The following is a 13,378-nucleotide window of genomic DNA, read 5'->3' as shown; positions in this document are numbered from 1 at the left end:
TAGAAAAATAATATATTATAATATGGGTAAGAAACAACTTTGATTTTTATTTAACAAAACATAATATGAATATAGCTGGGTGAAAGATGCGGAAGAGACCAATTTAATTTGGCGCCGAAGGAGTAAATTATATGCTTGCCACATATAGTGAAACTCTCAGGCAAAAGGACCGTGTTTTGACAGTACTCTGGAAAGCCAAAAGCACCGAAGGAGCAACTCTTGAAAAAGAAGAATCTCTCAGGTTTAGAACAGAGTAGAGAGGCACATAATAATGTCATCTCTATTCTGTTTTTTTGTGTTTAAAAATACGTTTTCATTAAAATAAGGAGTGAAGTATTTGTCTAAGATTTTGATTACAAATAATCCTTTAGTCTTTAAAAATTACTCAGCTGAATATCAAGTGGAATTTCATGAAGTGGGTTACTTGAAAATTCTTGAAATTGTAAGAGATAGGATACATGTTGGACATAAATTATTATCACATCCTCTATCAAGCAGTTTAAAACCTAATGAAACTCCATATAAGACAATAATCGTATCAAAAGATAAAGGTAGTTTAGATGTTGATTCAGTTATGATAATTGAAAGCAGTATACAGACAGCTAATAAATTCATTAAAGATATGAAAACTCCAAACTGGAATCAAAAAGCTTTAGATGATTTTCAAGCTGTTGATTATTCACTAATTCAAAACACTTTAAGTAGAGACATATAGTATAAAAACACTATCTACTGGTTAAATTTAGATTGATATATATTTTTAAAAATAACATATACTTGTTAAATACTCGATTATATGGGTATAATACAACTAAAAAATGCTAAGGAGTGGTGAAAATGGAAAATATCTATGACGTTGTAATAATTGGTTCAGGCCCAGCAGGTTTAGCAGCAGGTTTATATGCAGCAAGGGCAAAAATGAAAACGTTAATTCTTGAAAAAGAAAAAGCAGGCGGACAGATTGTTACTACAGAAGAAGTTGCAAATTATCCAGGTTCAGTAGAGCATGCAACTGGACCATCATTAATAGCTAGAATGGTTGAACAAGCTGAAGAATTTGGTGCAGAAAGAGTTCTTGATGAAATAAAAGAAATACAATTAAATGACAAAGTTAAAGTTTTAAAAGGCGCAAAAGGCGAATATAAAGCAAAAAGTGTTATCATAGCTACTGGTGCAAAACCAAGACCAATAGGATGTCCAGGTGAGAAAGAACTTACAGGAAAAGGCGTATCTTACTGTGCAACTTGTGATGCTGACTTCTTTACAGACTTCGAAGTATATGTAATAGGTGGTGGAGACTCAGCAGTTGAAGAAGCTATGTACTTAACTAAATTCGCAAGAAAAGTTACTATAGTACATAGAAGAGATGAATTAAGAGCAGCTAAATCAATCCAGGAAAAAGCTTTCAAGAATGAGAAAATGAGCTTCATCTGGGATTCTGAAGTTAAAGAAATCAAAGGTGATGGTGTAGTTGAATCAATGATCTTAAAAAATCGTAAAACTGGTGAAGAAACTGAGATTGTTGCAGATGAGAACGATGGTACTTTTGGAATCTTTGTCTTTGTTGGATATAAGCCTGTGACAGATTTATTCAATGGTGTTATAGATATGGAAAATGGTTATGTTATAACTGATGACAATATGAAGACAAATATACCTGGAGTTTTTGCAGCAGGAGACTGTAGGGTAAAATCTTTGAGACAAGTTGTAACAGCTACTGCTGATGGTGCAATAGCAGCTGTTCAAGCTGAAAAATATATTGAAAATGCATTTCATGAATAATAGTAAGATAAGTTAATTTTAATTAATTTAAGTTTAAAATAAAAAAATAATATTCTGGAGGGATTTCGATGTTAGCAGTTGATAAAGATACTTTTGAACAAGAAGTTTTAAAGGCAGAAGGTTATGTATTGGTTGATTTTTGGAGTGAAGGCTGTGAGCCATGTAAAGCTTTAATGCCACATGTTGCTGAGCTTTCAGAAAAATATGGTGACAAAATGAAATTTACTAAGCTGGATACAGGAAAAGCTAGAAGATTAGCTATATCACAAAAAATATTAGGATTACCTGTAATAGCTATATACAAAGATGGTGCAAAAGTAGAAGAATTAGTTAAAGATGATGCTACACCAGCAAATATTGAAGCAATGATTCAAAAATACATTTAGTATTTGAATTGGTAACTCACCTAGATAATAGAGATTATAAATTCTATTATCTAGGGTTACAATAAATATATGTTTTGAAAAACATAAGTGGAATATTAAGAGGAGGTGAACTCTATGCGCCTAGAATTAGGTAATGTTTTTATCAAAGATGTACAATTTGGTAGTGAGACAAAAGTAGAAAATGGCACTTTATATGTTAATAAAGAAGAACTTATTGCACAAGTAAGTGACGACGAAAACATAAAGAGTGTCGATGTAGAGTTAGCAAGACCAGGTGAGAGCGTAAGGATTACTCCAGTTAAGGATGTAATCGAGCCAAGAGTTAAGGTAGAAGGACCTGGAGGGATTTTCCCAGGAGTACTATCAAAGGTTGAAACAGTTGGTACGGGTAGAACTCACGTACTAAAAGGCGCTGCAGTTGTAACAACAGGTAAAGTAGTTGCGTTCCAAGAAGGTATCATTGATATGACTGGAACAGGAGCAGATTACACACCATTTTCAAAAACTAACAATGTGGTTTTAGTTTGTCAACCAAAAGATGGATTAAAACAACATGAGCATGAGAAAGCATTGAGAATGGCAGGACTTAAAGCTGCAACTTATTTAGGAAACGCAGCAAAAAATGTAACACCAGACGAAGTAAAAACTTATGAGTCTTTACCATTATTAAAAAGCGTTGAGAAGTATCCAAATCTTCCAAAGGTAGCTTATGTGTTAATGCTTCAAAGTCAAGGCTTAATGCATGATACTTATGTATATGGCGTTGATGCAAAGCAAACAATATCTACACTAATTAACCCAACTGAATTAATGGATGGAGCAATAATCAGTGGTAACTGTGTATCTTCTTGTGACAAGAATACAACATATCACCACTTAAACAACCCAATAATCCATGATTTATTTGAAAAGCATGGTAAAGAATTAAATTTTGTTGGTGTAATAATTACAAATGAGAACGTTTATCTAGCTGATAAAGAGAGATCATCAAACTGGTCAGCTAAATTAGCGGAATACCTTGGAGTAGATGGAGTTATCATATCTCAAGAAGGTTTTGGTAACCCTGATACTGACTTAATAATGAACTGTAAGAAAATTGAACAAAAAGGTATAAAAACTGTAATTGTAACAGATGAATATGCTGGAAGAGATGGAGCATCTCAATCATTAGCAGATGCTGATCCGTTAGCAGATGCAGTTGTTACAGGTGGTAATGCAAATGAAGTTATCGTATTACCTAAATTAGATAAAGTAATAGGATACCTTGAGCCAGTTAATACTATTGCTGGTGGATTCGATGGAAGTTTACAAGAAGACGGTTCAATTGTTGTTGAGTTACAAGCTATAACTGGTGCAACAAATGAAATGGGCTTCAATAAACTAACAGCTAGAGGATTCTAATAATATAGTATGAAATATAACAGAATAAATATGTGAAAGGAAGTGTAATGATGGGACTATTTGACGGTAAAAAAGTTATCGTGATAGGCGATAGAGATGGTATTCCAGCTCCAGCGGTTGAAGAATGTCTTAAGTCAACTGGTGCAGAAATAGTTTTTGCATCAACTGAGTGTTTTGTCTGAACTGCTGCAGGAGCAATGGACTTAGAAAATCAACAAAGGGTTAAGGATTTAACTGAAAAGCACGGCGCTGAAAATATGGTTGTATTATTAGGCGCTGCTGAAGGTGAAGCTGCAGGATTAGCAGCTGAAACAGTTACAGCTGGAGACCCAACGTTTGCAGGTCCATTAGCAGGAGTCCAGTTAGGACTTAGAGTATACCATGTTGTAGAACCAGAATTCAAAAACGAAGTAGATGCTGAAGTATATGACGAGCAAATCGGTATGATGGAAATGGTTCTTGATGTTGATGATATAATTAGTGAAGTAAGCGGAATAAGAAGCGAATTCTGTAAATTTAATGACTAAAAAAAACCCAAAAATACGAGAGGGGGGAAACTAATGAGTAAAATAAAAGTTGTTCATTATATAAACCAATTCTTCGCTGGTATAGGTGGAGAAGAAAAAGCTGACTACAAACCAGAAGTAAGAGAAGGCGTTGTAGGACCAGGACTTGAGTTTAGCAAGAATTTCGGTGATGAGGCTGAAATAGTTGCTACTATAATCTGTGGTGACTCTTACTTTAATGAAAACTTAGAACAAGCTAAAGCGGAAGTAATTGACATGGTTAAAAAATACAACCCAGATTTATTCATAGCAGGCCCAGCATTTAATGCAGGAAGATATGGAGTTGCATGCGGAACAATTACTGAAGCTGTAAAAAATGAATTAGGAATCCCTGTATTAACAGGTATGTATATAGAAAATCCTGGTGCTGATATGTTCAAGAAGAGCGTTCACATTGTTTCTACTAAAAACAATGCTGCAGGTATGAGACCAGCAGTTAAAACAATGGCTAGTCTTGCATTAAAATTAACTAGGGGTGAAGAAATAGGAACTCCAGAAGAAGCAGGATATATTTCAAGAGGGATCAGAAAGAATCTTTTCGCTGATAAGAGAGGTTCTGAAAGAGCTGTTGAGATGATTATCAAGAAGCTTAAAGGAGAAGAATATGTTACTGAGTTCCCTATGCCAGATTTTGATAGAGTAGATCCTAACCCAGCAGTTAAGGATTTATCTAAAGCTAAAATAGCTATAGTTACTTCTGGTGGTATTGTGCCAAAAGGTAATCCAGATCATATCGAATCATCAAGTGCTTCTAAATATGGAAAATATGATATAGCAGGGTTCAACGATTTAACATCTGAAACTCATGAAACTGCACATGGTGGATATGACCCAACATATGCAAATGATGATGCTGATAGAGTTATACCAGTTGATGTTTTAAGAGATCTTGAAAAAGAAGGAAGAATTGGTGAACTTCACAGATACTTCTATACAACAACTGGGAATGGTACAGCTGTTGCTAGTTCAAAGGCTTTTGCTGCAGAGTTTGCAAAAGAGTTAAAAGCTGATGGAGTAGATGCAGTTATACTAACATCTACCTGAGGTACTTGTACACGTTGCGGTGCAACAATGGTTAAAGAAATTGAAAGAGCTGGTATTCCAGTTGTTCATATGTGTACAGTAGTGCCAATATCATTAACAGTAGGTGCGAATAGAATAGTTCCAACTATAGCTATACCACACCCACTTGGAAATCCAAGTTTAGACAAAACAGAAGAAAAAGCTTTAAGAAGAAAGCTTGTTGAAAAAGCACTTAAAGCTCTTGAAACTGAAGTAGACGGTCAAACTGTTTTTGAACAGTAATTCTTTGCTAGCTGCGATTCGCAGCTGGCAGCTGCAAAGATAAAAATGGGTGATGTTCATTCATCACCCATTTATAAGGTATGATAGCTATATGCAGATATAGACTATGTTGTCTGTAGCTGCGAGCTGCGACTTGTTTGAGATTGTTTTTATGCATGTATATTTTTATTCTTAATTATAGATTAAGAATATTTTTTAAAATATTTGGAGGTGAATATTATGTCATTCCCAGTAGTAAAAGGTGCAGGTTATATATTAGTTCATACACCGGATATGGTGATTCATAATGGTACAACACAAACTTCAGAGAGAATCATCAATCCAAATTCAGATTATTTAAAAGAGTTACCAAAACATCTTCGTAGCTTTGAAGATGTAGTAAGTTATCCACCTAACCAAACTTATATAGGTTCATTAACACCACAAGATTTAGCTAAATATGAAATGCCTTGGTGTGAAAGAAAAATTGAAGGCGCTGATAGATTTGGTAAATATGGTGAAATAATGCCACAAGATGAATTTATAGGTCTAATGAAAATTTGTGATGCTTTTGATCTTGTAAAACTTGAAAAAGCATTTACTGAAACAGTAAAAGAGAAATTAACTAGTCATCCACTTATTAGTGATGAGTTAGTAGCTAAGATAAAAGATGGCGAAGAAGTTGCAGATATTAAAAAATTAGTTGAAGAACAACATGCTGAGCCAATATATCATAACAATGAATTAATTGGTTGCGTTAAAAGAGCTCATGAAATAGATATCAATTTGAATGCTCATACAATTTTTGAAAATCTAGTTGTTAAAGCATCAGGAGTTTTAGCGTTATTAAATTTACTTGATAAGAATAATATTGATGCAAATTCAGTAGAATATGTAATTGAATGTTCAGAAGAAGCATGTGGAGATATGAACCAAAGAGGTGGCGGTAACTTTGCAAAATCAATAGCAGAAATTGCTGGATGTAATAACGCTACAGGTTCAGACACAAGAGGCTTCTGTGCTGCACCAACACATTCATTGATTGAAGCTTCTGCGTTAGTACAAGCAGGTGTTTATGACAATGTTGTTCTTGTAGCAGGAGGGGCATCAGCTAAATTAGGTATGAATGGTAAAGACCATGTTAAAAAGGGTTTACCTATACTAGAGGATGCACTTGGTGGATTTGCAATACTTGTAAGCAAAAATGACGGAGTAAACCCAGTACTAAGAACTGACTTAGTAGGACGTCACACTGTAGGAACTGGTTCATCACCACAAGCTGTTATAACTTCACTTATAACAATGCCTTTAGATAAAGGAAACTTAAAAATAACTGATATAGATAAATACTCTGTTGAAATGCAAAATCCTGATATAACTAAACCAGCAGGAGCAGGAGACGTTCCAGCTTCTAACTACAAAATGATTGCAGCACTAGGAGTAAAAAGAGGCGAGTTAGAAAGAGCTGATGTTGCAACATTTGGAGATAAGCACGGTTTACCAGGATGGGCTCCAACACAAGGACATATTCCATCAGGAGTTCCATATGTAGGATTTGCTAGAGAAGCTATGTTAAATGATGAAATAAATAAAGCTATGATTGTTGGTAAAGGAAGCTTATTCTTAGGACGTATGACAAATCTATTTGACGGTGTTTCTATCGTAATAGAGAAAAATAGCGGTAAAGTAGATGATGGCAAAGGAGTATCTGAAGAAGAAGTTAAAAAACTAGTAGCAGAGGCAATGAGAGAATTTGCGTCACATCTATTAGGAAATTAGAGGTGATATCAATGTCAGAAAACATTAAAAATATCATTGGTAAGGTATTCAATGACATAGCTGATGCAGTTGAAACTGGTCAATTCGGACAAAAAGTAAGAGTAGGTATTACTGTACTAGGCAGCGAGCATGGTGTTGAGAACATCGTTAAAGGCGCTGAAGCTGCTCAAAAAAGGGACTCTTCTGTTGAAGTCGTATTGATTGGACCAAAGGTTGAAACTGAGTTAAAAATATATGAAGCTAACACTGAAGATGAGCAGCATAGAAAAATGGAAGAGCTATTAGATAGTGGAGAAATACAAAGTGCTGTTACAATGCACTATAACTTTCCTATCGGAGTATCAACAGTAGGTAGAGTAGTTACTCCAGGAAAAGGTCAGGAAATGTTTATTGCAACAACTACAGGAACATCATCAGCACATAGAGTAGAAGGTATGGTTAAAAATGCTTTATATGGTATAGTAACAGCTAAAGCAATGGGTATAGAAAGACCAACCGTAGGTATTCTAAATGTTGATGGTGCAAGACAGGTAGAAAGAGCACTTAAAGAATTAAAAGCTAATGGCTATGACCTAGAGTTTGCTGAATCTATGAGAGCAGATGGTGGCTCTGTAATGAGAGGAAATGACTTATTAGCTGGAACACCAAATGTAATGGTTACTGATTCATTGACTGGTAATCTACTTATGAAGGTATTTTCTTCATATACAACTGGTGGCGACTATGAAGCTATGGGTTATGGATATGGTCCTGGTATAGGTGAAGGATATGAAAGAACTATATTGATTCTTTCTAGAGCTTCAGGAGTGCCTGTTGTAGCAAACGCAATTTCTTTTGCGGCTGATTTAGCTAAAGGAAAAGTAATAAATATATCTAAAGCAGAATTTGCTAATGCAAATAAAGCAAAGTTTGCCGACATATTAAAAGGACTCAAAAAAGACACAAAAAAAGAAAGCAAAGAAGATGAAGGTGAAGTTACAGCACCAGAAAAAGAAGTAGTTACTGGTTCAATATCTGGTGTAGATATCATGGAGCTTGAGGATGCAGTTTTAGCTTTATGGAAAAATGGTATATATGCTGAAAGTGGAATGGGTTGTACTGGACCAATAGTAATGGTTAATGAATCCAAGCTTGATAAAGCAGTAGAAGTATTAGCAAAAGCAGGATATGTAACTAAAGAGTCTGATCCTTGTTAATGATCTTAAAAATCCTGGGTATATACCCAGGATTTTTGTTCTGTTGGGTGCTTAAATTGAATATATTAATAAAAGTAGGTTTATATAGTAAAGTTAAGTAAAATTAATAAATTTTAGTAGTTCTAAAGAAGGGTTTTCACGATTTGCATAGAATATATAATTTATTGCTGTAATAACATGTTACAGTAGTACATCAATATAATCTAAAGGAGGAGCTTTATGTTGAAGAAAATATTAAGTTTATTATTAGTGACTACTCTAGTATTATCACTAGCAGTAGGCTGTGCAGGTAGTGGGGAAAAGCTTACAGTTGGAATGATTACTGATACAGGTGGACTAGGAGACCAATCATTCAATGATTCAGCTTGGGATGGACTTGGAAAAGCTGAAAAAGACTTAAAGATTGAAAGAAAAGTTCTTGAATCTGAAACTGCAGATGATTATGGTCCAAACCTAACAAGTTTTGCTGAAGAGAAGATAGACCTAATAATAGGTGTAGGTTTCTTGTTTGAAACAACTATGAAGGATGCAGCAAAGCAATTCCCAGAGCAAAAATTCGCTGTAGTTGATGCAGTTATTTTAGACGAAAATGGACAGCCAATTCCTAACGTGGCTTCATTGACTTTTGCTGAGCATGAAGGTTCATTCCTAGTAGGCGTAATAGCTGGTATGACAACAAAAACTAATAAAGTTGGATACATAGGTGGAATGAAATTCCCTACTATTCAAAAATTTGAGTATGGATTTAGAGCTGGTGTAAAAGCTGTAAACCCAGATGCAGAAGTTATAGTAAACTATGCAGATTCATTTGAGGATTCTGCAAAAGGAAAAGAAATCGCATTAGCACAAAATCAAATGGGCGCTGATGTTATTTATCATGCTGCTGGTGCAGTTGGAGTTGGTTTAATACAGGCTGCTGAAGAAAAAGGTTTCTGGGCTATAGGTGTTGATAAAGATCAATCTGATTTAGCACCTGAAAACGTTCTTTGTTCTATGATAAAGAGAGTTGATACATCAACATTTGCTATAACTGAATTAGTTAAAGAAAACAAATTTGAAGGCAAAAACTTTGTTTATGACTTAAAAAATGATGGAGTTGGCTATAGTGATAAAGCTGGCAATTTAACTGATGATTTAAAAGATGCTGCTGACAAATACAAAGAAGCTATTATTAATGGAAAGATAGCTGTTCCTTCAACAGAGGATGAATTTAATTCGTTTGAAATACCACAAATATAATGTATTAATAGCCTAATTCTGTAAAATATGCGAAAGAGTTGAAACTATAAAATATTACGGGTATAATATTAGGGTCAGATGTATACCATCTGGCCTTAATTATATCTAAGGAGGGAATAATTTTGTCTCATGTTGTTGAAATGAAGAATATAACTAAGATATTCCCTGGAGTTGTTGCTAACGATAATGTAAACTTCTCTTTAAAAAAAGGCGAAACACATGTTTTATTAGGAGAGAATGGAGCGGGCAAGACAACTTTAATGAATATATTATACGGTCTATATCAACCTACTTCTGGGGAAATATATATAAACGGTGAGCTTAATAAAATAAAGGACCCAAATGTTGCTATAGAAAACGGTATTGGTATGGTGCATCAGCACTTTATGCTAGTGCCTCCTTTTACAATTGCTGAAAATATCATATTAGGTACTGAACCATCTAAGCATAAAGGTCTTAAATTAGATATGAAAAAAGCAATTAAAGATGTTATGAAGATATCTGATGAATTTGGTTTAGCAGTAGATCCAAATGCCAAGATTCAAGATATCTCTGTTGGAATGCAGCAAAGAGTCGAAATATTAAAAGCTCTTTATAAAGGTGCGGATATACTAATATTAGACGAGCCTACAGCAGTTCTTACTCCTCAAGAAATTGAAGAACTAGGGGTAATACTCGATAGCTTGAAAAGTCAAGGAAAATCTATAATACTAATAACTCATAAACTTAAAGAAGTTATGTCTATGAGTGATAGGGTAACAGTAGTTCGTAGAGGCAAAGTTATTGATACTCTTAATACTGTAGACACAAATACTGATGAACTGGCAGAGCTTATGGTAGGAAGAAAGGTAAATTTAGTAGTGGAAAAAGAAAAGGTAGAAACTGGACACACAATACTAGAAGTTAAAGGACTTAAGGCAAAAGATAACAGAGGACTTCCTGCTATACAAGGCATTGATTTTGAGGTTAAAGCAGGAGAAATTTTAGCGATTGCAGGAGTAGATGGAAATGGGCAAACTGAACTTGTAGAAGTACTTACTAGTTTAAGACCTGCTGTTGGAGGAAGCATAAAAATTAACGGAAAAGATATTACAAAAGCATCTACTAGAGAAGTTATTGAAAGTGGGGTAGGGCATATTCCAGAAGATAGACATAAAAGAGGACTTGTACTAAGCCACTCTCTAGCCGAAAATATGATACTAGGAAATCACCATGAAGAACCATTTAGTAAAAATGGCATTATGGATTATAATATGATACATGAACATGCTAAAGATTTGATTAGTGAGTTTGATGTTAGAACACCTAGCGAAGAAGTTACAGCGAAATCACTTTCAGGTGGTAATCAACAAAAAGTTATTATTGCAAGGGAATTAAACAGAGATCCAGCACTTCTAATTGCATCACAACCAACAAGAGGCTTAGATGTAGGAGCCATAGAGTTTGTTCATAAGAGACTTGTTGACCAGAGAAACAGTGGCAAAGGAGTATTGTTAGTTTCATTAGAGCTTGATGAAGTTATGGCTCTAGCTGATAGAATAGCCGTAATATATGATGGTAAAATAGTAGGAATACTCAATGCCGAAGATGCTACTGAGAAGAAGCTTGGTATCATGATGGCAGGAGGAAAATTAGATAGTCAGTAACAATAGAAAGAGGTGATATGATGAGTAATGAAAAAGATAGTAGACTTAAGATATTTATAGAAAATGTCAAATTTCCTATGTTGGCTGTACTTTTATCTTTTATTATTGGAGCTATTTTTATAATTTTGTCTGGAAATAATCCTATAGTTGCATATGGTGCGCTATTTAGTGGAAGCTTAGGTGGTATTAGCAGAATAGGAGAAACACTATTGAAAACTACTCCTCTTATATTTACTGGACTAGCTATTTCATTTGCTTTTAGATGCGGTCTGTTTAATATAGGAGCAGAAGGTCAATATGTAATAGGTGCAATTTCTACTGTAGCAGCTGCGTATATATTTAGAGACTTGCCGCCATTCTTATTAGTACTAATTGTTTTGTTATTTGGTGCTCTTGGTGGTGCTGTTTGGGCTGGGATTACAGGATTTTTAAAAGCTAAATTAGGAGTTCACGAGGTTATAACATCCATAATGTTAAACTACACGAGTTTACATGTAAGTAACTATTTCGTTAGAACTGCTTTGAACCCTTCAACACTTCAAGGGGCTGCGAATAAGGCTCATACAGTATTGATTCCTGATACCGCTAAGCTGACAAAGCTTAATGAATGGATAAGCGTATTCGGACACTCTAGTGTTCATACAGGTATATTTATAGCGATAATTTGTGCTTTCATAGCTTACCTTATACTATTTAAAACAACCCTAGGCTATGAAATTAGATCTGTTGGGCAAAGTCCACTTGCTGCTGAATATGGAGGAATTAGTATTACTAAGAACTTGGTGCTTTCTATGCTAATTTCAGGAGCATTTGCAGGTCTAGCAGGTGCTACTCAGATAGCTGGGCTAACATATAAGGTTGACATGGCTCCTGCATCACCTGGATATGGGTTTACTGGAATAGCAGTTGCATTAGTAGGTAAGAACCATCCATTAGGAGTACTAATAAGTGCATTACTTTTTGGAATACTAAGCAATGGTGCAAGAAAAATGCAAATAGCAGGTATTCCTCAGGAAGTTGTAGGTATTATTCAAGGAGTTATTATTATATTCATTGCAGGTGAGCAAATATTAAAATATATATCTAAAATTAAAGCTAAAAAGAGCAAATCTGAGGAGGTGGCATAGATGGTAGTAGTATTAGCTATAATTGCTTCTGCCTTAAGACTAGCAACGCCTCTTATATTAGCATCATTAGGTGGAGTTTTTTCTGAACGTTCTGGAGTGTTTAACATTGCTTTAGAAGGTATAATGATAATGGGAGCTTTCTTTGCAATATTAATTACAAAATTTACTGGCATGCCATGGGTAGGTGTATTAGGAGCATTAGTTGTAGGTGTTCTTACGTCACTTATACTTGCTGTTTTAGCTATTCATTTAAGGGCAGATCAAACAGTAACAGGAGTTGCAATAAATCTTCTAGCAGCAAGCTTTGCAGCATACTTATTAGAATTAGTATGGCATAGATCTGGTCAAACAGATGCAATAAAGAACTCTTTAACTCAAAATCCATTTAAGTTTTTAGAGAGTATACCTATCATCGGAAATATAGCTGCTGAGCTAACACCATTTGTTTACTTAGCGCTAGTAATGGTATCAGTTTCATATTATGTGCTTTGGAAAACTCCATTTGGTTTAAGAGTTAGGGCTGTAGGAGAGCATCCAAGAGCTGCAGATACTGTTGGTATAGACGTATATAAAATTAGGTATATCTGTGTGATGATAAGTGGTGCTCTTGCTGGCGTGGCTGGAGCTGCGTTATCATTAGGTACTATAAGTTTGTTTAGAGAAGGTATGACTGCAGGTAAAGGTTTCATTGCAATAGCTGCTATGATATTTGGTAAATGGCATCCAGTGGGAGCTTTACTAGCAAGTTTATTCTTTGGATTGACAGAAGCTATTCAGATTCAAGCTTCTTCAATTGGATTAGGCTTTATACCTTCAGAGTTTTTGCAATCTATTCCTTATGTTGCTACTGTACTTGCTTTAGTTGGAGTAGTTGGAAAGGCAGTAGGACCAGCATCAGGTGGAATTCCTTATGAAAAAGGAGAAAAATAGTATAACGAATTAAGTAAATTCTAAAAGGTTTTAAATCTTATG

At 34.8% G+C, this 13,378-nt stretch carries 12 protein-coding genes and 1 riboswitch; all 12 genes read left to right on the top strand.

Annotation, left to right across the window (positions count from 1 at the left end; genetic code table 11):
• Nucleotides 1-79 precede the first annotated feature (79 nt).
• Nucleotides 80-182, top strand: a riboswitch (glycine riboswitch).
• 146 nt (nucleotides 183-328) lie between these two features.
• On the top strand, nucleotides 329-715 hold the full coding sequence (locus tag HNR33_RS01755; RefSeq protein WP_429079353.1) for a GrdX family protein: 387 nt from the start codon (nucleotides 329-331) through the stop codon (nucleotides 713-715).
• A gap of 122 nt (nucleotides 716-837) precedes the next feature.
• Nucleotides 838-1,782 (top strand): thioredoxin-disulfide reductase, encoded by a 945-nt coding sequence (gene trxB, locus HNR33_RS01750; protein ID WP_429079352.1) that lies wholly within the window; start codon nucleotides 838-840, stop codon nucleotides 1,780-1,782.
• A gap of 68 nt (nucleotides 1,783-1,850) precedes the next feature.
• On the top strand, nucleotides 1,851-2,168 hold the full coding sequence (trxA, locus tag HNR33_RS01745) for a thioredoxin TrxA (protein ID WP_429079351.1): 318 nt from the start codon (nucleotides 1,851-1,853) through the stop codon (nucleotides 2,166-2,168).
• Between the two features lie 114 nt (nucleotides 2,169-2,282).
• Nucleotides 2,283-3,569, top strand: coding sequence for a glycine/sarcosine/betaine reductase component B subunit (locus HNR33_RS01740; protein WP_429079350.1), 1,287 nt, complete (start codon nucleotides 2,283-2,285; stop codon nucleotides 3,567-3,569).
• A gap of 50 nt (nucleotides 3,570-3,619) precedes the next feature.
• Nucleotides 3,620-4,096 (top strand): glycine/sarcosine/betaine reductase complex selenoprotein A, encoded by a 477-nt coding sequence (grdA, locus tag HNR33_RS01735; RefSeq protein WP_429079349.1) that lies wholly within the window; start codon nucleotides 3,620-3,622, stop codon nucleotides 4,094-4,096.
• A gap of 33 nt (nucleotides 4,097-4,129) precedes the next feature.
• On the top strand, nucleotides 4,130-5,440 hold the full coding sequence (grdB, locus tag HNR33_RS01730; RefSeq protein ID WP_429079348.1) for a glycine reductase complex selenoprotein B: 1,311 nt from the start codon (nucleotides 4,130-4,132) through the stop codon (nucleotides 5,438-5,440).
• A 219-nt stretch (nucleotides 5,441-5,659) separates the two neighbouring features.
• A complete protein-coding gene (gene grdC, locus HNR33_RS01725; protein ID WP_429079347.1) occupies nucleotides 5,660-7,198 on the top strand; it encodes a glycine/sarcosine/betaine reductase complex component C subunit beta in 1,539 nt (512 codons plus the stop codon).
• A gap of 11 nt (nucleotides 7,199-7,209) precedes the next feature.
• On the top strand, nucleotides 7,210-8,394 hold the full coding sequence (gene grdD, locus HNR33_RS01720) for a glycine/sarcosine/betaine reductase complex component C subunit alpha (RefSeq protein WP_429079346.1): 1,185 nt from the start codon (nucleotides 7,210-7,212) through the stop codon (nucleotides 8,392-8,394).
• A 219-nt stretch (nucleotides 8,395-8,613) separates the two neighbouring features.
• Nucleotides 8,614-9,633, top strand: a complete 1,020-nt coding sequence (locus tag HNR33_RS01715) for a BMP family lipoprotein (RefSeq protein WP_429079345.1) — start codon at nucleotides 8,614-8,616, stop codon at nucleotides 9,631-9,633.
• 140 nt (nucleotides 9,634-9,773) lie between these two features.
• Nucleotides 9,774-11,279 carry an ABC transporter ATP-binding protein gene (locus HNR33_RS01710; protein WP_429079552.1) on the top strand — a complete coding sequence of 502 codons (1,506 nt, stop codon included), beginning with the start codon at nucleotides 9,774-9,776 and terminating at the stop codon, nucleotides 11,277-11,279.
• A 20-nt stretch (nucleotides 11,280-11,299) separates the two neighbouring features.
• Nucleotides 11,300-12,406 carry an ABC transporter permease gene (locus tag HNR33_RS01705; protein WP_429079344.1) on the top strand — a complete coding sequence of 369 codons (1,107 nt, stop codon included), beginning with the start codon at nucleotides 11,300-11,302 and terminating at the stop codon, nucleotides 12,404-12,406.
• A complete protein-coding gene (locus tag HNR33_RS01700; protein WP_429079343.1) occupies nucleotides 12,407-13,336 on the top strand; it encodes an ABC transporter permease in 930 nt (309 codons plus the stop codon).
• Nucleotides 13,337-13,378 lie beyond the last annotated feature (42 nt).

The sequence above is a fragment of the Brassicibacter mesophilus genome (assembly GCF_050433385.1).
In the GTDB taxonomy this organism is placed as follows: Bacteria; Bacillota; Clostridia; order Tissierellales; family Proteiniboraceae; genus Brassicibacter; species Brassicibacter mesophilus.
Note: the sequence above shows the minus strand (reverse complement) of the source record. Positions and strands in the feature narration are given on the sequence as shown.

What these genes read in the sequence shown, in the direction of transcription:
- trxB (WP_429079352.1), top strand. Translation starts at nt 838, where the DNA reads ATGGAAAATATCTATGACGTTGTAATAATTGGTTCAGGCCCAGCAGGT.
- trxA (WP_429079351.1), top strand. Translation starts at nt 1,851, where the DNA reads ATGTTAGCAGTTGATAAAGATACTTTTGAACAAGAAGTTTTAAAGGCA.
- HNR33_RS01740 (WP_429079350.1), top strand. Translation starts at nt 2,283, where the DNA reads ATGCGCCTAGAATTAGGTAATGTTTTTATCAAAGATGTACAATTTGGT.
- grdC (WP_429079347.1), top strand. Translation starts at nt 5,660, where the DNA reads ATGTCATTCCCAGTAGTAAAAGGTGCAGGTTATATATTAGTTCATACA.
- grdD (WP_429079346.1), top strand. Translation starts at nt 7,210, where the DNA reads ATGTCAGAAAACATTAAAAATATCATTGGTAAGGTATTCAATGACATA.
- HNR33_RS01715 (WP_429079345.1), top strand. Translation starts at nt 8,614, where the DNA reads ATGTTGAAGAAAATATTAAGTTTATTATTAGTGACTACTCTAGTATTA.
- HNR33_RS01710 (WP_429079552.1), top strand. Translation starts at nt 9,774, where the DNA reads ATGAAGAATATAACTAAGATATTCCCTGGAGTTGTTGCTAACGATAAT.
- HNR33_RS01705 (WP_429079344.1), top strand. Translation starts at nt 11,300, where the DNA reads ATGAGTAATGAAAAAGATAGTAGACTTAAGATATTTATAGAAAATGTC.
- HNR33_RS01700 (WP_429079343.1), top strand. Translation starts at nt 12,407, where the DNA reads ATGGTAGTAGTATTAGCTATAATTGCTTCTGCCTTAAGACTAGCAACG.